The 21,322-nt window shown below is 72.1% G+C and carries 19 protein-coding genes; 17 read left to right on the forward strand and 2 right to left on the reverse strand.

The features are described from left to right. Nucleotides 1-27: 27 nt before the first annotated feature. The gene (locus ABZ454_RS06855; protein WP_359536391.1) at nucleotides 28-1,221 is read right to left on the reverse strand and encodes an RtcB family protein; all 1,194 of its coding nucleotides are present in this window, start codon (nucleotides 1,219-1,221) and stop codon (nucleotides 28-30) included. Nucleotides 1,222-1,391: 170 nt separating this feature from the next. On the opposite strand from ABZ454_RS06855, the gene ABZ454_RS06860 reads away from it, so the two are divergent. The 13 genes from ABZ454_RS06860 to ABZ454_RS06920 all read left to right on the forward strand — a co-directional run bounded on the left by ABZ454_RS06860 (nucleotide 1,392) and on the right by ABZ454_RS06920 (nucleotide 15,416). Next, nucleotides 1,392-2,255 (forward strand): DUF3558 domain-containing protein, encoded by an 864-nt coding sequence (locus ABZ454_RS06860; protein WP_359536392.1) that lies wholly within the window; start codon nucleotides 1,392-1,394, stop codon nucleotides 2,253-2,255. A 192-nt stretch (nucleotides 2,256-2,447) separates the two neighbouring features. Next, the gene (locus ABZ454_RS06865; RefSeq protein WP_359536393.1) at nucleotides 2,448-3,239 is read left to right on the forward strand and encodes a DUF3558 domain-containing protein; all 792 of its coding nucleotides are present in this window, start codon (nucleotides 2,448-2,450) and stop codon (nucleotides 3,237-3,239) included. Nucleotides 3,240-3,498: 259 nt separating this feature from the next. After that, complete coding sequence (locus ABZ454_RS06870) at nucleotides 3,499-4,899, forward strand: DUF2637 domain-containing protein (protein ID WP_359536394.1); 1,401 nt, start codon at nucleotides 3,499-3,501, stop codon at nucleotides 4,897-4,899. Between the two features lie 482 nt (nucleotides 4,900-5,381). After that, nucleotides 5,382-6,509 (forward strand): SMP-30/gluconolactonase/LRE family protein, encoded by a 1,128-nt coding sequence (locus tag ABZ454_RS06875; protein ID WP_359536395.1) that lies wholly within the window; start codon nucleotides 5,382-5,384, stop codon nucleotides 6,507-6,509. Further along, nucleotides 6,506-7,942 (forward strand): MFS transporter, encoded by a 1,437-nt coding sequence (locus ABZ454_RS06880; RefSeq protein ID WP_356314152.1) that lies wholly within the window; start codon nucleotides 6,506-6,508, stop codon nucleotides 7,940-7,942. The genes ABZ454_RS06875 and ABZ454_RS06880 overlap by 4 nt, the downstream gene beginning before the upstream one ends. A 50-nt stretch (nucleotides 7,943-7,992) precedes the next feature. After that, a complete protein-coding gene (locus ABZ454_RS06885; protein ID WP_359536396.1) occupies nucleotides 7,993-9,030 on the forward strand; it encodes an AfsA-related hotdog domain-containing protein in 1,038 nt (345 codons plus the stop codon). Between the two features lie 9 nt (nucleotides 9,031-9,039). Next, entirely contained in the window at nucleotides 9,040-9,696 is a 657-nt protein-coding gene (locus ABZ454_RS06890; protein ID WP_356314158.1) for an HAD-IA family hydrolase, read from the forward strand. 76 nt (nucleotides 9,697-9,772) lie between these two features. After that, the gene (gene fabG, locus ABZ454_RS06895) at nucleotides 9,773-10,477 is read left to right on the forward strand and encodes a 3-oxoacyl-ACP reductase FabG (RefSeq protein WP_356314161.1); all 705 of its coding nucleotides are present in this window, start codon (nucleotides 9,773-9,775) and stop codon (nucleotides 10,475-10,477) included. A gap of 79 nt (nucleotides 10,478-10,556) precedes the next feature. Then, nucleotides 10,557-10,991 carry an ester cyclase gene (locus ABZ454_RS06900; protein ID WP_359536397.1) on the forward strand — a complete coding sequence of 145 codons (435 nt, stop codon included), beginning with the start codon at nucleotides 10,557-10,559 and terminating at the stop codon, nucleotides 10,989-10,991. A gap of 79 nt (nucleotides 10,992-11,070) precedes the next feature. Beyond that, complete coding sequence (locus tag ABZ454_RS06905) at nucleotides 11,071-11,337, forward strand: phosphopantetheine-binding protein (RefSeq protein WP_356314167.1); 267 nt, start codon at nucleotides 11,071-11,073, stop codon at nucleotides 11,335-11,337. Beyond that, entirely contained in the window at nucleotides 11,330-12,553 is a 1,224-nt protein-coding gene (locus ABZ454_RS06910; protein ID WP_359536398.1) for a beta-ketoacyl-[acyl-carrier-protein] synthase family protein, read from the forward strand. Before ABZ454_RS06905 ends, ABZ454_RS06910 begins: the two co-directional genes overlap by 8 nt. Continuing rightward, nucleotides 12,550-13,674 (forward strand): beta-ketoacyl synthase N-terminal-like domain-containing protein, encoded by a 1,125-nt coding sequence (locus tag ABZ454_RS06915; protein WP_359536399.1) that lies wholly within the window; start codon nucleotides 12,550-12,552, stop codon nucleotides 13,672-13,674. Before ABZ454_RS06910 ends, ABZ454_RS06915 begins: the two co-directional genes overlap by 4 nt. A gap of 65 nt (nucleotides 13,675-13,739) precedes the next feature. Further along, nucleotides 13,740-15,416 carry an NAD(P)/FAD-dependent oxidoreductase gene (locus ABZ454_RS06920; protein WP_359536400.1) on the forward strand — a complete coding sequence of 559 codons (1,677 nt, stop codon included), beginning with the start codon at nucleotides 13,740-13,742 and terminating at the stop codon, nucleotides 15,414-15,416. 79 nt (nucleotides 15,417-15,495) lie between these two features. Here the strand turns inward: ABZ454_RS06920 and ABZ454_RS06925 are convergent, their stop codons facing one another. After that, nucleotides 15,496-16,266, reverse strand: coding sequence for a 3-oxoacyl-ACP reductase family protein (locus ABZ454_RS06925; RefSeq protein ID WP_356314179.1), 771 nt, complete (start codon nucleotides 16,264-16,266; stop codon nucleotides 15,496-15,498). Nucleotides 16,267-16,510: 244 nt separating this feature from the next. Here ABZ454_RS06925 and ABZ454_RS06930 point away from each other — a divergent pair, with 244 nt between their 5' ends. The 4 genes from ABZ454_RS06930 to ABZ454_RS06945 are packed head-to-tail and all read left to right on the forward strand — an operon-like array spanning nucleotide 16,511 to nucleotide 21,322. Further along, complete coding sequence (locus tag ABZ454_RS06930) at nucleotides 16,511-17,527, forward strand: Gfo/Idh/MocA family oxidoreductase (protein WP_356314182.1); 1,017 nt, start codon at nucleotides 16,511-16,513, stop codon at nucleotides 17,525-17,527. Continuing rightward, on the forward strand, nucleotides 17,524-18,738 hold the full coding sequence (locus ABZ454_RS06935) for an ATP-grasp domain-containing protein (RefSeq protein ID WP_359536401.1): 1,215 nt from the start codon (nucleotides 17,524-17,526) through the stop codon (nucleotides 18,736-18,738). Before ABZ454_RS06930 ends, ABZ454_RS06935 begins: the two co-directional genes overlap by 4 nt. Nucleotides 18,739-18,777: 39 nt before the next feature. Beyond that, nucleotides 18,778-20,061 (forward strand): hypothetical protein, encoded by a 1,284-nt coding sequence (locus tag ABZ454_RS06940; protein WP_359536402.1) that lies wholly within the window; start codon nucleotides 18,778-18,780, stop codon nucleotides 20,059-20,061. Beyond that, nucleotides 20,048-21,322 (forward strand): MFS transporter, encoded by a 1,275-nt coding sequence (locus tag ABZ454_RS06945; protein WP_359536403.1) that lies wholly within the window; start codon nucleotides 20,048-20,050, stop codon nucleotides 21,320-21,322. The genes ABZ454_RS06940 and ABZ454_RS06945 overlap by 14 nt, the downstream gene beginning before the upstream one ends.

Genomic DNA, 21,322 nt, shown 5'->3' on the forward strand with positions numbered 1-21,322 from the left:
CCGTCCAAGGCGGCCTCCGCCCACGCTTCAGCCCTTCACGCAGATGACCTGCTTCAGCTTCGCGACGACCTCGACCAGGTCGCGCTGCTGCCGCATGACCTGCTCGATGGGCTTGTAGGCAGCGGGGATCTCGTCCACGACGCCGGAGTCCTTGCGGCACTCCACGCCCTGGGTCTGCTCCACCAGGTCACGTGTCGAGAACCGCTTCTTGGCCGCATTACGGCTCATTCGACGGCCCGCTCCGTGCGAGGCGGAATTGAACGCCTTCTCGTTGCCGAGGCCTTTCACGATGTACGTGGCCGTGCCCATCGAGCCCGGAATGATCCCCAGTTCACCGCTGCCCGCCCGAATCGCCCCCTTGCGGGTGACCAGCAGGTCCATGCCCTCGTACCGCTCCTCCGCCACGTAGTTGTGGTGGCAGCTGACTTCCTGGCCGAAGGTCACGCTCGCCTTCTTGAACTCCTTGCGCACCACGCTCTTCAGGATCGACATCATCGTCGCGCGGTTGTACTTCGCGTACTCCTGGGCCCAGAAGAGATCGTTACGGTAGGCCGCCATCTCCGGAGTGTCCGCAAGGAAGACAGCCAGGTCGCGGTCGACCAGGCCCTGGTTGTGCGACAGTCTCTGTGCCTGGCCGATGTGGAAGTCGGCGAGCTCCTTGCCGATGGCCCGCGATCCGGAGTGCAGTGTCAGCCATACGGCGTCGGCTTCGTCCAGGGAGACCTCGATGTGATGATTCCCCCCGCCGAGCGTTCCCATCTGCTTTGCGGCACGTTCCTGACGGAACTTGACCGCGTCGGCCACCCCGTCGAACCGCGCCCAGAAGTCGTCCCAGCGGGTCGCCGCGAGCGCGTGCAGCCGGCCCGGGTCCACCGGTTCGTCGTGCATCCCCCGGCCCACCGGAATGGCCTGCTCGATCTTCGACCGGAGCGGGGAGAGGTCCCCGGGCAGGTCGTTGGCGGTCAGCGAGGTCTTCACCGCGGACATGCCGCAGCCGATGTCCACGCCCACCGCCGCCGGGCAGACCGCCCCGTGCATCGCGATCACCGATCCGACCGTGGCGCCCTTGCCGAAGTGGACGTCCGGCATCACGGCCAGGCCCTTGATCCATGGCAGGGTGGAGACGTTGCGCAGCTGCTGCATCGCGACGTCCTCGACCGAAGCCGGATCAGTCCACATACGGATGGGAACCTTCGCGCCCGGTACCTCTACATACGACATAATCCCTCGATTCCCCCGAAAAGTCTGAAAGCGCAAAACCGGTGCCAAGGTCGGCAAATGAGTCGGTCGACCGGCATTCACGGCGGCGCGTGCGATACACATTGTGTCCATCGGCCGCCATCGAGCGGCAACCGTTTTTCGCGCGAAGGGAGCCCAGGACCGTGCGACGAATGGCGTACGTACCCGGCGCCGTGCTGATCGCCGCACTCGTCGCCGGCTGCAGTTCCGGCACCGAAGGCGACGCATCCGCCACCGACAGCAAGCCCGGCACCCTGACCGTCTCCGCCGCGCCCCCGGGCAGGTACCGCACCCTTCCCGAGGCCTGCCGCACCATCCCCCTCGCCACCCTGAGGGACCTCCTGCCCGGCGCCGCGCTCCTGCCCGAGGCCCAGCAGGAGAAGGTGTACCAGGGCACACCCGCCGGCACGTTCGACACGGACCGCCGCGTCGGCTGCCGCTGGACGTCCGACGCGCCCGACGCCTCGCGCAGCATCGCCATCGACTTCGAGCGCGTCGTCTCCTACGACCCTTCCGTGAGCGACGACGACCGCGCCCGTGAGGTGTACGCGAAGAAGCAGGAGGCCGCGGACATCCCCTTGTCCGCCCCCCTGCCCGACGCCGCGGACAAGGACACGGCATCGCCCGGGAACACCCCGACGGGTGACGGGAACACCGGAGGCAAGAGCGCCGGGAAGCCGGACACGACACCCGGCAGCGGCACCGACCCGTCCGCCGGCGCTACCGGCAGCGCGGGTGACGCCGCGGGCGGCACGGCCGGCGGCCCCGCCGAGAACCTCCAGCCCCGCGTCCTCGACCGGCTCGGAGACAGTGCGTTTCTGGACGATTCACTCACCCGGGCAGGTTCCGCCGCACAACACCGCACGGTGAGCGTGGTATTCCGCACATCGAACGTCATCGTCACCATCGAGTACACGGCGCAGCCGGCCCTCTCCACCGAGATCCCCGACAGCAGGGAACTGCAGGAGAAGGCCCAGGCACTGGGCCAGAAGCTGGTCGACAGGCTCAGCGAATAACCCCGCCCCCGGCCGCCCCGGACAGCCCGCGGGAAGCCCCGCGGGCCGTCCGGCCGAGGCGGCATCCGGCGCCCGTCCGTCGTACCGTGGCCCTCCGGAACCACCCGTCGGCCGGCCACCGCGCCGAGCCCACCGACCACGCCCACCGACCGTCTGGCAGCCCGACCGCCGCGCCACCCGAGTGAAGGAACCATGCACCGATCAGCCCCGCGACTCGCCCGCATACTCGCCTGCGCCGCCGTACCGGTGATGCTCGTCGTCGCCGGCTGCTCGTCGGACTCCGACGGCAAGAAGGACGACGCCTCCTCCTCGTCCGCGGCACCGGACGCGAAGTCGTCGGAAGCGGCCGTCGCGCCGGCCAGGTTCGCCGCGCTGCCCGACCCGTGCGCGTCGGTCACCGCGAACACGGTGAAGTCCCTCGTGCCCTCGGCCAAGAACAAGAAGGGCACCCGCGGCAAGTCCAGCGACACCGCGGTCCGAGGCGGCTGCTCGTGGAACGGCCTCGCCGACAAGGGCGTCAAGGGTTCCCAGTACCGCTGGCTCGACGTCGGCTTCAGCCGCTTCGCGTCCGACCAGGCCGTGGGCAGCGGTTCCGAGCGCGCCCAGGCCGACTACACGAAGCAGGTCGCCAAGGCCCAGGCGGCCGACGGCGCCAAGAAGCTCGCCACCGCCCCCGTCGGCTCCATCGGCGAGGAAGCCACCAAGATCACGTACGACCTCACCAAGACGGGTGAGGACTTCAAGTACGTGACCGTCGTCGCCCGTACGGGGAACGTCGTCGTCACGCTCAACTACAACGGCGCGGGCTACGCGGGCGCCAAGACCCCGTCCGCCGAGGAGATCCTCAAGGGCGCCGAGAAGGCCGCCAAGGAGGCGGTCGCCGCCGTGGCCGCCGCCAACGACGGCGGACAGCCGAGCGGCTCGCCCAAGCCCTCCGGGTCCGCCAAGGCCTCCGCCTCCGCCTCCGCGAAGAAGACGGGCTGACCGGCCCCGGCCCCTCTCCCCGAGGGCGGGGAGGCCCGGCCGGTGAAGCGGCACACCAGACCTCCGGAGTGCCGTCCGGCGGCCCCCGCGACCGCGTACGGAAGCGGCCTCACGGAGTCCGGTCCTCGTCCGAGAACCGGACTTCGCCCCTCCCCGCGCGACGCCCCGCGCCGGCATGTGCCAGGCTGTGCCCGCCAGAACTCGAAGTCGCCCCGCTGGAGCGGGCGTCGGAGACGGAGAAACGGGGAGGGGATCGCGGGTGGCCGCGATGCAGCTGACACGCACGCACCGGATACTCATCGGGCTCGTGGTCGCCGGCGCGGTGCTCATCGCGGCGATCGGTTTCGCGGGCTCGTACGCGGCCGTGCGCGAGCTCGCCCTGGAGAAGGGCTTCGGCGACTTCTCGCTCGTCTTCCCGATCGGCATCGACGCCGGCATCTGCGTCCTGCTCGCACTGGACCTGCTGCTGACCTGGCTGCGCATCCCCTTCCCGCTGCTGCGTCAGACGGCCTGGCTGCTGACCGCGGCGACGATCGCGTTCAACGGCGCGGCCGCCTGGCCCGACCCGCTCGGCGTCGGTATGCACGCGGTCATCCCGGTGCTGTTCGTCGTCTCGGTCGAGGCCGCCCGCCACGCGGTGGGCCGGATCGCCGACATCACGGCCGACAAGCACATGGAGGGGGTCCGCCTCACCCGCTGGCTGCTCTCGCCCGTGCCGACGTTCCGGCTGTGGCGGCGGATGAAGCTGTGGGAGCTGCGCAGTTACGAGCAGGTCATCAAGCTCGAACAGGACCGGCTGATCTACCAGGCCCGCCTCCAGGCCCGCTTCGGCCGCAACTGGCGCCGCAAGGCCCCCGTCGAGTCCCTGATGCCGCTGCGCCTCGCCAAGTACGGCGTCCCGCTCGCCGACACGGGCCCCGCCGGTCTCGCGGCCGCCGGCGTCGAACCCGTCCTGCTGCCGCCGGCCCCGGCACCGGTCGCCGTGGAAGCGGCCGCCGCCGTCACGGACAAGGCCCCGCAGCCCGAGCTCGCGTCCGCCCCCCAGCAGGAGCAGTACGCCCCGACGGTTCCCGGCGAGTGGCCCGACGAGCAGCCGGTTCCGCAGCTCGCGGAGGGGCCCGGCGCGCACGAGAGCCCCTGGTTCGCGGCGCAGGCTCCGGACGGGGCGTACGAGGGCTCGTACAACCCCACGTACGTGGAGGGGCTGGAGCCCACCCCGGTCATGATCCCGACGGGCCCCAACGGCCGCACCCGGCCGCTCGGCAACGTCGGCACGATCGGCGCCGTGCCCGGCCCCCGCACCGAGCAGGGGCCGCCGTCCCCCGAGGGCGACGAGGCGCAGGTCCCGGACCAGGCCCAGGCTCCGGTGCAGGAGCGGTTCCCGGTCCAGGAGCAGCAGCCGAAGCCCGTCGTCGAAGCCGCGGACGAGTGGGCCGAGGAGTGGGCGCAGGAGGACGCGGACTTCAGCGAGGTCGCCTACCAGGTCTTCGCCGAGTTCGTGAACCAGCACAGCACGTACCCCAGCATCGAGGTCCTCGACATACACCTGTCGGACCGCCACAACGTGCGGCACCCGCGCAGCGCGGCCCTGCTCCGCCAGCTGATCCAGGGCTTCAAGAACCGCTACCACGCCGAACTCGAGGCCGACCACATCGCGTAGCCGCCGCCCCCCGCCGCCGGAAGCCGGCAGGCGGGCCGGCCGCACGCACGCACGACAGCAACGGCTGAGGGCCGTCACCCGCATCACCGGGTGGCGGCCCTCAGCCGTGCGCGTACGCGGACGACCGCGCACCTCACCGCGGGCCGGGAATGCCTCGAAGGAGACAGTCCCGGTACGTCCTAGGTCCTCTACATATCGTGCGGCGGCCCGCCTAGATTCGATGGTGTGCCGCAGTGAACACGACCGAGGGCGCCTCACCGCCCCGTAATTCCCGGTCCCCCCACCGTAAGAAGCGACCGCCGGAATCGACCGCAGGAACCGCCGGGAGGAAACGCCCGGTGCACGATCCCTTTCCCTCCCCTCACAGCGCCCTTTCCGCCTTTCCGCGCCCCTCGCACCGCCGGAATCCGAATGCCCCGCGCGCATTCCCCCTTCACGCCGCGCGGGGCGGATTCCCGCCGACCCACCATGAAAGGAACACCGTGTCCCGCGCCCTCCCGCTAAGAGCCGTGCTCGCCTCCGCGGCCGTCCTCACGGCGATCGCGCCGATAGCACTTCCGGCCCCCGCCCTGGCGGATTCGTCCTCCCCGGCGGCGGCTGTCGCCGGCCGTCACACCGGGCCGGACGTGATCGACACCCGGGCGGCCGACGTCTACCCGGAGGGCGTCGCCTGGGACCCCACGCGTCGCGCCTTCCTGGTGGGCTCCGCCCTGAAGGGCACCCTCTCGGTGATCCGGCTGGACGGCACCGTCGAGGAGCTCGCGCCCAGCCTCGGCATGGTCTCCACCCTCGGCATCCGGGTGGACACCGCGCGCAACCGCATCCTCGTCGCCTACAGCGACTTCTGGATCCGCCAGCGGCTGGAGGTCGGGGACCAGCCGCCGACCTCGGGTGTGGCCGTCTTCGCCCTGGACACCGGCAAGCTGCAGCGCCGCATCGACGTCGCCCAGGGGCTCGCGCGCACGTTCGCCAACGACCTGACCTTCGACCCGCAGGGCAACATCTACGTCACGGACTCCGTGTCGGCCACGCTCCAGCGGATCGACCTCGCGGGCCACGTCACCCCGGTGGTGACCGACCCGCGCTTCGCCGCGGACATCGTCGGCCTGAACGGCATCACGTGGCACCCGGACGGCTACCTGCTGGCCCTGCGCTACGACAACGGCGCCATGTTCCGGATCACCCCGAACGCCCCGGCCGGCCGCCGGGTGGCCGAGGTGGCCCTGCCCCGGCCGCTGGTGGGCACCGACGGCCTCGCGCTGCGCCCCGACGGCTCCCTGGTCGTCGTCACCAACTCCATCGGTGAAGCCGTCGGCGCGCCGGGCGGAGTGGACGCCGTCACGGTCGTCGCCTCGCGCGACGGCTGGCGCAGCGCCACCGTCCGCTCCCAGGTGGCGCCGTGGCCCACCGGAGGCCCCACGACGGTCGCCGTGACGCCGTACGGCGACTACGTGCTCAGCGGCGAGGTGGGCACGGTCCTGGTCGGGGAGACCTCCGACCGGATCGTCCTGCGCCGCCTTCCCCGCTCGACCACACCGCACCACGGCCACCGCCCCACGGGCGCATCCACGAGCAGCACCTCCACGAGCAGCAAGGGGACGATCCGATGACGACAACCAAGAGCCGAGGCGTCCTCTGGGCCCTCGTCGCCACGTCTTTACCCATGTTCATGGTCTCGCTGGACAACCTCGTGGTCACGAACGCGCTGGCGGAGATCGGCAAGGACTTCGACGTCAAGCAGTCCGAACTGCAGTGGGTCATGAACGGCTACGTGCTGGCCTTCGCCGGCCTGCTGCTGGCCGGCGCGGCACTGGGTGACCGGTTCGGCCGCCGCCGGGTGTTCCTCGGCGGCATCGCCCTGTTCACGGTGTCCTCCGTGGCCTGTGCGATGGCCGGCTCGGTCGTCACCCTCGTCATCGCCCGGGTGTTCCAGGGCGCCGGCGCGGCGGCCATCCTCCCGGTGTCGCTCACCCTGGCCGTCGGCGCGGTCTCCCGGGCGCAGCGGAACCTGGCCGTCGGGGTGTGGGGCGGCGTCAACGGTCTCGGCATCGCGGCCGGTCCGCTCGCGGGCGGCCTGGTGACCGAGAAGATCGACTGGAGCTGGATCTTCTGGATCAACGTGCCGGTCGGCGTGATCGCGCTGCCGCTCGCCCTGTGGGCGGTCAGCGAGAGCCGGGGCAAGGAGCGGAGCCTGAACGTCCCGAGCATGGTGCTGGTGACCGGCTCGGTCGTCTCCGCCGTCTGGGGCATCGTCTCGGCCGCCGACCACGGCTGGACGCAGCCCACCACCCTCACCGGGCTGTCCCTCACGGTGGTCCTGGCCGTGGCGTTCATCGTGTCCGAGCGGAACAGCAAGCACCCGCTCATCCCCGCCCACATGTACCGCGCGCCGGCCTTCGTGCTGAGCAACGTGGTGTCGATCACGATGTACTTCGGCGTCTTCGGGTCGATCTTCTTCCTCACCCAGTTCCTGCAGGGCCCCATGGGCTACTCCCCCTTCGAGGCGGGTCTGCGCACCATCCCGTGGACGCTGGCGCCGATGTTCGTGGTGCCCGTGGCCAGTCAGTTCGTGGACCGGATCGGCGGCGGAGTGCTGCAGGCGGCGGGCTGCGCCCTGCAGGGCGTCGGCCTGGGCTGGATCGCCCTGGTCGTCACGCCCGACGTCGGTTACGGCTCGTTGGTGCCCGCGCTGGCGCTGGCCGGCATCGGCATGGGCCTGGTCTTCGCCGGCAACCCCGCCACGGTGATCGCGGCGGTGCCGGAGAACGAGCAGAACAAGGCGTCCGGCGCCAACAACACCAGCCGGGAGTTCGGCGGCGCCCTGGGTGTGGCCGCACTCACCACCGTCTTCAGCCGTCAGTTCGCCGACAACACCTCGGGCAACCCGGCCGCGGCGTTCACCGACGGCCTGGAGGCCGCCCTGTGGATCGGCGTGGTCGTGGTGATGCTCGGCGCGGTGAGCGGCCTGTTCATCAGGCGCGGCGCGGAGCGGGCCGGCGACGGCGCGAGCGACGAGAACCCGGTGTCGGTCACGGTCGGCTGACCCGGCCCGCCGCCCGGCAGATCACCCCGAGAACTGGTTCGGAGGAACCGATGACCACCCAGGTGCTGGAAGACGCCACGACGTCCGTGGCCCCTGCCATCGAGTACGGCCGCACGATCGAGCGTTCCCTCGCCCACCGCTCCGCGATCTCCGAGGTCTTCGTCACGGACGTCAGGAGTGTGCGGCCGATGGCGGTGACCGCGGGCATCCACCTGCCGCTCACCCACCTCTACTACAGCGACCACCGGCAGCAGCCGAAGCTGCACGACTCCCTGCTGCTGCTGGAGGCGGGCCGGCAGGCGGCGATCGCCGGTTCCCACACCAACGCCGGCGTCCCGGCCGGGACCCTGGCCATCGTGCACGCCTTCCAGTTCTCCCTGCGTAATCTGCACGCGCTGCGCATCGGCGGCGAGGCCGGGCCGCCGCGGGTCGACACCGACTTCTACGGCAAGACCGCCCGGCACAACGGCCGGTACCGCAAGGGCCGGCTGGAGCAGCGGATCTACATGGGTGACGTGCACGTGGGCGACCACTCCATGGACGTGCTCTTCCTCAAGGGGGACGAGAACGAGATCCTGCGCCACGCCCAGCGCGGCACGCCCGCGCCGCTCAGCTCGGACTTCACCGAAGTGCCGGGCGGCGTGCGGCGTGTGGCGCCGGAACTGGTGGGCCGCGACAACCCGTTGAACGTCGTCCTCACCGAGCCGGAGTTCACCGCGGGCGCCGTCACGGCCCAGGTCGCCCCGCGCTTCGACAACCCGGCGCTGTTCGACCACTCCTACGACCATCTGCCGGCCATGACCCTGGTGGAGGCGGCCCGTCAGCTGGCGCTGTTCACCGCCGGAGCCTCGGGGGCCGCGGAGGCCGCGAGGTCCACGGACCGCTCCGCCGCCCTCTGCGCCGTCGGCTACGAGGGCGGGTTCCAGCGCTTCGCCGAACTGGACGCCCCGCTGACCGCGACCGCGACCCCGGACCCCGAGGGGGCCGGCGGCCTGCACGCGATACGGGTCGGCTTCCGCCAGGACGCCCAGGAGATCGCGGAACTCACGGTCACCGTCGCCGACGTCTCCCACCTCCACGGATCCTGAGGACCTGGCATGTCTGACACCACACCACCCCGGCTGGCAGTCTGGTCGGACTTCGGCGGGGTCCTCACCCCTCCGCTCGCCCACACCATGAAGACGTTCTGCGCGTCGATGGGCCTGGACCAGGAGATCCTCGGCCGCGCCCTGGCCACGGTCACCGCGCGGTACGGCACCAGCGACATCATGGAGCCGATCGACACCCCGGTGGTGACCGAGGAGGAGTGGCTCCAGGAGATCGGCGACGTGCTGGAGGCCGAGCACGGCGTCACGCTCCGCCTCACCACGATGGCGGACGCCTGGTTCGACGGGCGGGAGACCAACCACGCCTGGATCGCCCAGCTGCGCAAGATGCGGGACCGCGGGGCGTTCGTCGGGATGCTGTCCAACATGGTGCCCGCCTGGGACCCGTACTGGCGGCGCATGATCGAGCCCTCCGGGCTCTGGGACGACGTGCTCCTCTCCTTCGAGGTGGGGCACCGCAAACCGTCCCCCGGCATGTTCGAACTCGCCGCACGGCGGGCGGGCGTACCCGCGGAGCTCTGCGTCCTCGTGGACGACCTCCCGCAGAACTGCGCCGGCGCCGAGGCGGCCGGCTGGCAGTCGGTGCTCTTCCTCGACGCCGAGAGCGCCGGCGCCCAGCTCGCCTCCCTGTGGGACGGCGTCGCATGAGGCGCCCCTGCCCGACCCCGAACGCGATCCGGCCCCGGCCGCAAGGCCCGCGGCGCCCCACCAGGAGGAAGTGCACATGAGCCGCTCCGTACTCGTCACCGGCGGAAACCGGGGCATCGGGCTCGCCACCGCGCGCGCCCTGGCGGCCGAGGGCCACAAGGTCGCCATCACCTACCACTCCAGTGAGCCCCCGCCCGGCTTCTTCGCCGTACGGTGCGACGTGACCGACGCCGCCCAGGTCAAGGCCGCGGTCGAGGAGGTGTCCGTCCAGCAGGGCGCCGTCGAGATCCTGGTCTCCAACGCGGGCATCACCCGCGACCAGTTGCTGATCGGCATGCCGGAGGAGGACTTCCGGGCCGTGATGGAGACCAACTTCCAGGCGGCGGTCAGCGTCACCCGCGAGGTCGTCCCGGCGATGATCAAGGCCCGCTGGGGCCGGCTGATCTACATGTCGTCCATCAACAGCATGTCCGGCGCGCCGGGGCAGACCAACTACGCGTCCGCCAAGGCGGCGTTGATCGGCTTCGCCCGGTCGCTCGCCATCGAACTGGGCCGGCGCAACGTCACCGTCAACGTGGTCGCCCCCGGAATGATCGAGACCGACATGGTCGAGCACGTCACCGACGCGCGCCGCCAGGCGGCCCTGGCCAGGACGGCGCTGGCCCGCACCGGCACCCCCGAGGAGGTGGCCGCGGCCGTGCGCTTCCTCGCCGGCGAGGACGCCTCGTACGTGACCGCAGGGGTCATCCCGGTCACCGGCGGCCTGGGCGCCGGGCACTGAGCCGCCCCGCCGGGTCCGCGACCGACAGATTTCCGGGGTACCTCCCCGGGTTCCCTCCCACCGTTCGAGGAGTAATCAGATGAGCACCGAAGCACTCGACCTCTCCATCAACATGGGCCTGATCTTCAACGACCTGAGCGAGGAGGCCGCCCTGAAGTACGTGGCCGACGAGTTCGTCGACCACGAGGCCCAGGCCGGCGTCCCGAACGGCCCCTACGGCTACCTCGGCACCGCGCGCTGGGTCCACAGCGCGTTCGAGGGCGCCACGTGGGAGCACCTGGACAGCTTCTCCGAGGGGGACCGCGCCGTCCTGCGGCTGCGCTTCACCGGCAAGCACACCGGCGACTTCCTGGGCATCGCGCCGACCGGGCGCGACGTGGACGTCGAGCAGTCCCACATCTACCGCATCGAGGACGGCAAGGTCGTCGAGCACTGGGGCTTCCGCCAGGACCTGCTGCTGCTGACGCAGATCGGCGCCCTCACCCTCACGCCGCCGACCCCGGCCGCCGCCTGACCACTTCGGCCCGTCCGGCCCGTCTCCTGAGATCCGGCGCGAAACCCCTTCACGTTCTCTCCTTACGAAAGGATCCATCATGACCGTGCAGACCGTGGAACTGGATGCCGAACTGCAAAACCGCGTCATCGACATCGTCAACGAGGAACTGGAACTGGAAGACGGTGAGCTCACCGAGGACGGTCTGTTCATCGACGACTACGACAGCGACTCGCTCACGCTGATAACCGTGGTCTCCCGAATAGAGAAGGAACTCGGCTACGTCCTGCCCAAGGAGGACCTCGAGTCCCTGACCACGCTCAGAGCGCTGCTGCTCGCCGTCGAGGGATGCGCACGTAATGCCTGAGTCGACCCTGCGCCGAGTCGTCATCACGGGACTCGGAGCGGTCAGCCCGGTCGGAATCGGCGTGCGTGACTTCGCCGATTCCCTCCGGGCGGGCCGGGTCGGCATCGGACCGGCCCGTAGCTTCGACGCCACCCCGTTCCCCAGCCGCAAGGCAGCCGAGGTCGACGACTTCGACCCCGCCGCCCTCCTGCACCACCTCGACCCCGACCGGTGGGGCCGCAGCGCGCTCCTGGCCGCCGCCGCCTCCCGGCTGGCCGTCGAGGACTCCGGCATCGACCCCCTGCTGCTCTCGGCCGGCCGGTCCGGCTCGATCATGGGCACCACCAGCGGCGAGTCCGCGGTCGCCCAGAGCCTGGGCGGCCAGTGGGTCACCCAGGGCCTCAAGGGCCTGGAGCCGCGCCTGGTCGGCCAGTTGCCGGCCGGCCAGATAGCGGGCGCCGTCAACGCCGAACTCGGCCTGAGCGGCGACGCCCAGACCATCCCCACCGCCTGCTCGGCCAGCAACTACGCGCTGGGGTACGCCTTCGACATGGTGCGCCTGGGCGAGGCCGACTTCATGCTGGCCGGCGGCGCCGACTCGGTGAACCGGCTGACCCATGCCGGGTTCTACGCCCTGGGCGCGATGGCCGAGGACCTGCCGCAGCCGTTCGACGCCAACCGTTCGGGCATCATCACGGGCGAGGGCGGGGCGGCGCTGCTGCTCGAACCGCTCGACCACGCGCTGGCCCGCGGGGCCCGCATCTACGCCGAGGTGCTCGGGTACGCCGCCAACTGCGACGCCTCCCACATGGTGCACCCGGACGCCACCAGCATCGCGGACTGCATCAGGGCCGCACACCATAACGCCGGGGTCGTCCCCGACCAGATCGACTACATCTGCGCCCACGGCACCGGCACGCCGACCAACGACGCGACCGAGGTCCGGGCGGTCCGCCAGGTCTTCGGCGACCGGCTGCCGCCGATCAGCTCGATCAAGTCGATGCTCGGCCACACCATGGGCGCGGCCAGCGGCTTCGGCGCCATCGCCTGCTGCACCGCCCTGGAACAGGGGTTCCTGCCGCCCACCGCGAACCTGGTCGAGACCGACCCGGAGCTGGGGCCCGGCGTGGACTGCGTCCCCGGCCGGGGCAGGGACGCGCGGGTGGAGATCGTCCAGAACCACGGCTTCGCGTTCGGCGGCAACAACGTCATCACCATCCTCGGGAGGTACCTGTGACCACGGCCGCGCCCGTGCAGCCCCTGCCGGTCGTCGGCGTCGGAGTGGTCTCCAGCGCGGGCTACGGGCTGGCGCCCCTGGCCGGAGCGCTGGACCGGGGCCCCGTGCCCCAGGCCGTAGCCGGCGCGGACGCGGCGTACCCGCCGCGTCCGGTCCGGCCGGTCGCCGGTTTCAAGGCCGCCGACCACCTGGGACGCAAGGGGACGAAGAACCTGGACCGGCTCGCCGGCCTGAGCCTGGTCGCCTGCAAGCAGGCGCTCGAAGCGGCCGGACCCGCCGCGGCCGGCACGGACCCGGCCAGGACCGGCGTGGTGCTGGCCACCAACACCGGCAGCATCGCGGGCTACTCCGACCTGCTGTACGAGACGCTCACCCTGGACAAGCCCTACCTGATCAACCCGGGCAAGTTCGCGGGCAGCGTCATGAACTGCAGCGCCGGCCAGATGGCCATCCGGCACGGGCTCAAGGGCCTGAACGCCACGGTGGCCGGCGGCCGCACCGCCAGTCTCTACGCCTTCCGCCACGCCCGGCTGGCCATGGCGGCGGGGCGCGCCGAGGAACTGCTCGTCGGCGGCGCCGAGGAACTCAGCGCCCCGACCGCCTGGGCCTGGCACCACGCCGGGACGCTGCGGGAGTCCGCTCCCGTCGGCGAGGGCAGCGCCGTCTTCGTCGTACGGGCCGAGGAGTCCGCCGGGGAACCGGTCCTCGCGGACCTCCTCGCCTGCGAGGCCGGCTTCTACGGCTGGACCGGGGCCGGCAGACGGGGCGGGGTGCGCCGCGGCCTGACGTCGGGCCTGAGCGCCGCCATCGACCGGGCCCTCCAGCGCAGTGGGGTGACGGCCGAGGACGTGGCCGACGTGTCCCTGGGCGCCGGCGACCACGTCGGACTCGGCCGGCTGGAGGAGCGCGCGGTGCGCCTCGCCCTCGGCCGGCTGCCGGAGCCGGTGCGCGTCACCGAGGTGCTGGGCGAGACGTACAGCGCCTCGGGCGCCCTCCAGCTCGCGGCGCTGCTCGCCCGCTGGCAGAGCACGCCAGGCAGCCGGACCCCCCGCGTCGGGCTGATCACCTCGGTGGGCCACGACGGCAACGCCGGTGCGCTGGTCGTACGCGAGCGGGTCTGAGCCCCGTCGGGGAGAAGCCGGGAAGAACCTGAGTCCCGCCTACAAGAACAGGACGGTTGAGCTGCATGGTGAAGCGGGATGAGTGGGACGCCATCGTCGTCGGGAGCGGCATGGGCGGCCTGGTGTGTGCGGCGTACCTGGCCGTGAGCGGCCGCCGCGTCCTCGTGCTGGAGCAGCACGACGTGGCGGGGGGCAACAGCCATGTCTTCCGCCGCCGCCGGGCCTACGAGTTCGACGTGGGCGTCCACTACCTGGGCGACTGCGGGCCGGGCGGGGTGCTGCCGGCGATCTTCTCCGGTCTGGGGCTCGACGGACGGGTGACCTACCGGGAGATGGACCGGGGCGGCTTCGACCGGATCGTCCTGCCGAACCTCACGGTGGACGTGCCCGTGGGCTGGGAGGCCTACACGAAGCGGCTGACGGCGGCGCTGCCGGGACAGAGCGCCGGCATCGAGCGGTTCACCCGGATCTGCGCGGCCGTCGCCGCGGAGACCCGCTCGATGATGCTGTCGGACGGTGAGCCGTCCCTGGCCGATCTGCTGGCGCGCACGCCGGTGACCGCCGAGTGGGGGCGCCGGACCCTCACCGAGCTCTTCGACCACTGCGGGCTGACCCCCCGGGCCCGTACCGTGCTCGCCGCGCAGTCGCCCAACTACGGGATGGGGCCGCGCCAGGCCACCGTCTCCACCCACGCGGCGGTCACCGACCACTACCTGCGGGGCGCCTACTACCCGGAGGGCGGCGGCCAGGTGCTCGCCGCGGCGCTGGTCGAGGCGCTGGAGGCGCACGGCGGGGAACTGCGGACCAGGAGCCGGGTGGAGCGCATCCTCGTCGAGGACGGCAAGGTCACCGGGGTGGGGATGACGGACGGCGACGTCCACCGCTCCGCCCTGGTGGTGTCGAACGCGGACTACTCCCGGACGGTGTTCGACCTCGTGGGCGAGGAGCACTTCGGCCGCAGGGTGGTGTCGAGGACCCGGCAGGCGAAGATGGCGCTGCCGCTGGCCACGCTCTACGTCGCGATCGACAAGGAGCTCCCGGCCCGCCCGAACGCCAACCTGTGGTGGTACCGGGACGACGACATCGAGGGCTACTACGAACAGCTGGCACGGGAGACCATCAGTCCGGTGCCCTTCCTGTTCGTCTCGTTCGCCTCGCTGAAGGACCCGGGCACCACGGCCGTCTGCCCGCCGGGGCACAGCAACTTCCAGGTGATGACGCTGTGTCCGCCGTCCTACGACTACTGGGGGGTGGGCAAGGGGCCGGCGGCCGGGGAGCGGTACCGGCGCAACGAGGGCTACCAGCGGCGCAAGGCCGAGCTGACCGAGTCGATGCTGAGCGCGGCGGAGGAGGCGATCGGTCCGTTCCGCGACCACATCGTGCACCTGGAGACGGCGACGCCCATCACCCACGAGCGCTACACCCTGGCCACCGGCGGCACGCCCTACGGACTGGCCCAGTGGGGTGGTACGGGCAGCCGCCCCGACACCCGCACCACCATCGAGGGCCTCCACATGGTGGGCACCAACACCCGCCACGGCACCGGCATCACCGGCTCCGCGGCCGGCGGCATGGCCCTGGCCGGACAGATCCTGGGCCGCGGCCTCATGGCCGAGGTCCACCGGGGCGCGCTCCTGGGCGACCCGGACCTGCTCCCGGAGCGCGCGGAGGACTGGGACCCGCTGGCCGTCTCCCGGGGCAGCGGCCGGCGCAATGCCCGCGGACTGGCCCGGATCGGCTGAACCGGGCGACCGAAGGGGCCCCGGGGGAGACATTCCCCCGGGGCCCCTTCGGTTCGCCGCGACGCGCGGCGCCGCTCCGCTACTTGGCGCGGCCCAGGCCGAGCTGTCCCGCCCAGCCGCCGTCCACGCGCAGCAGTTCGCCGGTGATGTACGTGGAGTCCTCGCCGGCCAGGAAGGAGACCGCGCCGGCCACCTGCTCGGGGGTCGCGAAGTCGCGCAGGGGCAGCTGCCGCTTGATGGCCCGGCCGCCGTCCTTCTCCAGCAGCCCGCCGATCAGGTCGGTGGCGGTGAACCCGGCGAGGACCGCGTTGACCCGGACCTCGAAGCGGGCCAGTTCGACGGCGGCGGCCCGGGTGAAGGCGTTGACCGCCCCCTTGGAGGCGGAGTAATTGGACTGCCCGACCCAGCCGCCCTCGCCCATGACCGAGGAGATGTTGATGACGTTGCCCTCGCGCTGGGACATGAAGTGACCGGCGACCGCCCGCGTGCAGTGGTAGACGCCGCCGACGTTGACCCTGAGCACCTCCCACCAGTCCTCGGGCGCCTGGTCGAAGAGCAGACCGTCGCGCGCCACCCCGGCGTTGTTCACCAGGATGTGAAGTCCGCCGAGGCCGGCCATGGCCTCGTCCACCAACTGCTGGGCGGCGTCCGGCTCCGACACGTCGGCCCGCAGGGCTATCGCCCGCCCTCCGCGGGCGGTGATCTCCTCGACCGTGCGCTCGGCCTCGTCCTTTCGGGAGCGGTAGTTCACGGCGACCGCGGCGCCGTCGGCCGCGAGACGGAGCGCGATGGCCCGCCCGATGCCGCGGGAACCACCGGTGACCAGGGCGGCCCGGCCTTCGAGGCTCATCAATTGTCTCCTTCTTCAGGTGAATTGAATGGCACGGCAATTCCGAATACGCCGGACAAGCCTATCCACGGCCCCTGTCGAGAATGTGTTGTGGCCGCTACCACCTCGGCGGCCGGCCATGTTCCTTTCGAGGCATCACCGGCCGTTCCAAGTGGTCCGCCAGGGGTCAGGAGAATTGGCCTGGCAGCACCGCCCGGCCCGCTGCGAAGCTCCAGTCACTACGACAGCGAAGGGCGGTAAACAGATGAGGAAGAAAGGCAATTCACCTTCCGTCATCGTCGGATACGGACACGCGGGCCGCGATCTGCACCATCGCGCACTGCGGGACATCACCGGCGGCCGGTCGACGGTGATCGCCGTCGATCCACGCCCCGCCGATGTGTCGGGAGGCCAGTGGGTGCCCGACGTCCGCAGCGCCGTGACGGCGCTGTGGGCGGCGGGGCACCGGGTCGCCGACGCCGTCTTCCACGTGGCGGTCCCGCCCGACGCCCACCGGGACTGCCTGGAGCAGCTCCTGCGCGTCGGGGCCCAGCGCTTCATCCTGGAGAAGCCGATCGCCCACACCGTGCAGGAGGCCGCCCACCTGGTGGACCTCGCGGAGGCCACCGGGGCCGTGGTGCTGCCGATGAGCGTCTGGCCCGCCAGCAAGGTCACCGAGGCCGCCGAGGAGCTCGTCGCCTCGGGGACGATCGGTGAGCCGGTCTCGTACCACATGGAGCAGAGCAAGCCGCGCTTCCGCCGTTCGCTGCAGACCCAGGGCCACGGCAGCGCCTTCGAGGTGGAGCTGCCGCACCAGCTGCTGCTCGCCCTGCACCTCGCGGGGCCCGTCGCGGAGGTCACCGCGTCACGCGGCTGGGACCTGCCACTGCCCTCGGGACGGCTCTCCCGGCTGGGCGGCGCCGAGGTCACGCTGCGGCACACCTCCGGCGCGCGGACCACGCTGTACACCGATCTCGCCTCGCCGGTACGCCGCCGCCGGCTGCACATCCACGGCACCGAGGGAACGCTCGTGGCGGACTACCCCGTCTCCGGCGACGACGACTTCGGCCAGGTCCGCATCGCCGGCCGCCCGGTCCGCAGGGTCGTCCAGGACGCCCCCCTGACCCGGTTCATCGAGCAGGCGTACGCCCACTTCCGCGGCGAGCGCGCGGCCCCGCGCAGCGACCTCGCCCTGCACCTGGAGTCCATGGAACTCCTCGACACCGCCCGCGCCGCCGCGTTCGCGGGCACCGGCGCCCCGGCCCCGCAGGAAGCAGCATGAGTACCGTCCTGATCATCGAGCCCCGCTCCTCCGGTCTCGAGCTGGTGACCCGGGCCCACGAACTCGGCCACACCGTCCTCGTCCTGAGCTCCCTCGCCGGGCCCGGCGACGACCCGTCGAAGGCCGACCGGGTGATCAACGCCGACACCTCCGACCAGGCCGCCGTACTCGACCTCGTCCGCACCCTGCACGCCGAGACCCCGCTCGACGCCGTCCTGCCCGGCTTCGAACACTTCGTCTCGCTCGCCGCCCACGCCGCCGCCGCGCTCGGCCTGCCCGGCATCGACCCGGCGGGCGTGGAACCGCTGCGCCACAAGCACCGGATGCGCCGGGCCCTGGACGCGGCGGGTCTCGACCAGCCCCGGTACCGCATCGTCTCCCACGCGCGTGCGGCCGCCGCCGCGTACGCGGAGCTCGGGCCGGTGTGCGTGGTCAAGCCGGTCGACCAGTCGGGGAGCCTCGACGTCCGCAGGGCCGGCTCACCGGCACAGGCCGTCGGCGCGTTCCGCAGGGCGCTGCGCTCCGGGCGGCCCGACGGGTCGCGCGGCGGCCTCGGTCTGGTGCTGGTCGAGGAGTACGTCCAGGGGCCGGAGTACAGCGTCGAGGGGTACGTCGAGGACGGCCGGGTGCACATCCTCGGCATCACCGAGAAGATCCTCGGGGCCGAACCGCACTTCGTCGAGGTCGGGCACATCGTGCCGGCCCAGCTGAAGACGTCGTCGGCCAAGGAGATCAGGACCTACATCACCCGCGTCCTCGACTCCGTCGCCCTGGGCATCGGCCCGTTCCACGCCGAGCTGCGGATGTCGGCCCGCGGCCCGCTGCTGATGGAGGTGGCGGCCCGGCTGCCCGGCGACCGCATCCCCGACCTGCTGCGCCTGGCCTGCGGCCACGACCTCTACGAGATCATGCTGCGCTGCTACCTGGGCCTGTCCAATCCTCAGCCGGCCGCCCGCCGGTCGGGCGCCCGGGCCGGCATCCGCTACTTCCTGCGGCCCGGCCTCGACACCTACCGCGAGTTCCGCGTCGACCCGGTCATCGAGTCCGATCCGCGGGTGCGGGAGATAGGCGTCCTCCTGCCCCCGGGCAGTGCGCTGCCGGACCCCGGCAGCTCGGCGGGCCGGCTCGGCTACGTGCTCGCCGCGGGCGCCTCGTACCGGGAGACGGCCCGGGTGCTGCAACGCGCCGAAAGTGCCGTGACCTTCAGCTGAGCCATCCGCAGGACCGTCCACGAACCATCCGGAGACCCGATGAACCGCCATGTCCTCATCATCAACCGCTGGACCAACTCCTTCGCGGAGTACCACCGCTACATCGACCACACCGCCGACCGCGTCGCCTACCTCACCACCGCCGCGGGCCGCCCGCCGCTGGACGAGGAGCTGGCCGAGGACATCCGGGTGCTGTCCGACCTCTCCGACACCGGCGAGGTCCTGGCACAGACCGCGGAACTCGTCGAGCTGTACGGACCGTTCACCCACGTCCTCGCGCTCTCCGAGTTCGACCTGGAGCCCGCGGGCGAGATCCGCCGGCGCTTCGGCATCCCGGGGCGCGGCCCCGCGGAGGTCGCCGCCGTGCGGGACAAGGTCGTGATGAAGGGTCTGGTCGCGGCGGCGGGGCTCCGGGTGCCCGCCTTCCAGGAGACGCCCACGGCCGGCCTGGTGCGGGAGTTCGCCGCGCGGCACGGCTATCCGTTCGTCCTCAAACCGCGTGCGGGCGCCGACAGCCAGGGCGTGCACGTGGTCCGCTCCGACGAACAGCTGGACGCCCTGCTGGACGGCGCCGGCCTCGCCGACGCCCAGTGCGAGGAGTTCATCGACGGGGTGCTCTACCAGATCGACGGGGTGGTGCGGGGCGGCCGGCTGCTGACCTCGCGGGCCTGGCGCTGTGGCGGCAACTGCCTCGACTTCGCCACCGGCACGGCCTTCAGCTCGGTCGCCAACGACGACCCGGACTTCGAGAGCCGGGTGACGGACTTCGCCGAGCGGGTGTGCGCCGCCCTCGCCCTCACCGACGACGTCTTCCACCTGGAGGTCTTCCGCACCACCGGGCCCTCGGGCGAGGGCGACGACCTGGTGTTCCTGGAGATCGGCGCCCGGGCCGGAGGCGGTCAGGTCCGGGTCATCTGGGAGGAGGTTTACGGACTCGACCTGGTCGCCGCCTCCGCGCTGGTGCAGCTGGGCGAGGACGTCACGACGCGGCCGATGGACCTGAACGGCCCGGTCGCCGGGTATCTGATGATGCCCGAACCGCCCGTGCGCCCGGCCGTCGTGGACGCCGTGACCTCACTGGTGGGCCGGGTGCCCGCGCTCTACGCCGAGACACTGCCGCCCCCCGGCACGGTGCTCAGCGGCAACGGCGGCGCCGTGCACACCGCCGGCACGTTCCGCTACCGGGCCGGCCGCTCGACGGAGGTCGAAGCGGCCATCCGCCAGACACTCGCCTCCTACCGGCTCGACTGGCACCCGCTCGACGAGCAGCCCGCCGCCACCGGGGAACCGTCCGTCCGGGAGGCAGCCCATGTCGTCGGCTGAGCTCCTCGACCGGGCCGGGCGGCAGGCCCCGGAGCCGCCCCGCGGGCTCTGGCACCACCGGGACTTCCGCCGGCTGTGGGCCGGACAGACGGTCTCCCTGCTCGGCTCCCGGGTCACCGAGCTGGCCCTGCCGGTCACCGCCATCGTGCTGCTCGACGCGAGCCCCGCCCAGCTGGGGCTGCTGAACAGCGCCCAGTACCTGCCGGTGCTGTGCGTCACCCTGTTCGCCGGGGTGCTGGCCGACCGGGTGCGCCGCCGCCCGCTGATGATCGCCGCCAATCTCGGGCGGGCCGCGATCCTCACCGCCGTGCCGCTGCTCGCCTGGCTGGGCGGGCTCGGCGTCTGGGCCCTGTGCGCCGTGGCCTTCGCGACCGGGGTGCTCACCGCCCTGTTCGACGTGGCGTACCAGGCGTACGTGCCCTCCCTGGTGGCCAAGGAGCAACTGGTCGAGGGCAACAGCAAGCTGCAGGCCAGCCGTTCGGTCGCGGAGACCGCGGGGCAGGGGCTCGGCGGGACGCTGATCCAGGTGCTCACCGCGCCCGTGGCCATCCTCGTCGACTGCCTGGGCTACCTCTTCGCGGCCGCCATGCTGCTGCGCATCCGCACCCCGGAGACCCGGCCGGCCCGCCCGGACGGCGCCCGCTCCTCCGTACGCAAGGACATCGCCGCCGGGCTGCGCATGACGCTCGACAGCAGGCTGCTGCGCGTGATCATGCTGCACGCCTCCCTGTACAACCTGCTCTGGGACGTCGTCCTGGTCGTCTTCCCGCTCTACGGCATCCGGGTCCTGCGGCTCGGCCCGGCCGGTCTCGGCATGATCATCGCGGCCGGCAGCATCGGCGCGTTCGGCGGCGCCCTGTCCGCCGGCCGCCTCGGACAACGGCTCGGCGTGGGACGCGCCATGGTGTTCGGCATGGTGGTCGCCTCCACCGCGACCCTGCTGCTGCCGCTCGCACCCGGCTCCGGCAGCGGACTCGGATACGCGCTCCTCGGCATCAGCTACGTCCTCAACGGCTTCGGCATCGCGGTCTTCAACATCCACTCGATCACGCTGCGCCAGGCGACCGTGCCCCCCGAGCTCATCGGCCGGGTCAGCGCCACCTTCCGCTTCCTCACCTGGGCGGTCATCCCGGTGGGCGGGCTGCTCGGCGGGCTGCTCGCGTCCGCGGCCGGACCGCGGGCGGCGCTGGCCCTGACGGCGGGCGGGCTGACCGCGGGGGCGCTGGCCTTCCTGTGCTCGCGTACCGCCGTCCGGTCGTGA

The sequence above is a fragment of the Streptomyces sp. NPDC005803 genome (genome assembly GCF_040630435.1).
Classification (GTDB): domain Bacteria; phylum Actinomycetota; class Actinomycetes; order Streptomycetales; family Streptomycetaceae; genus Streptomyces.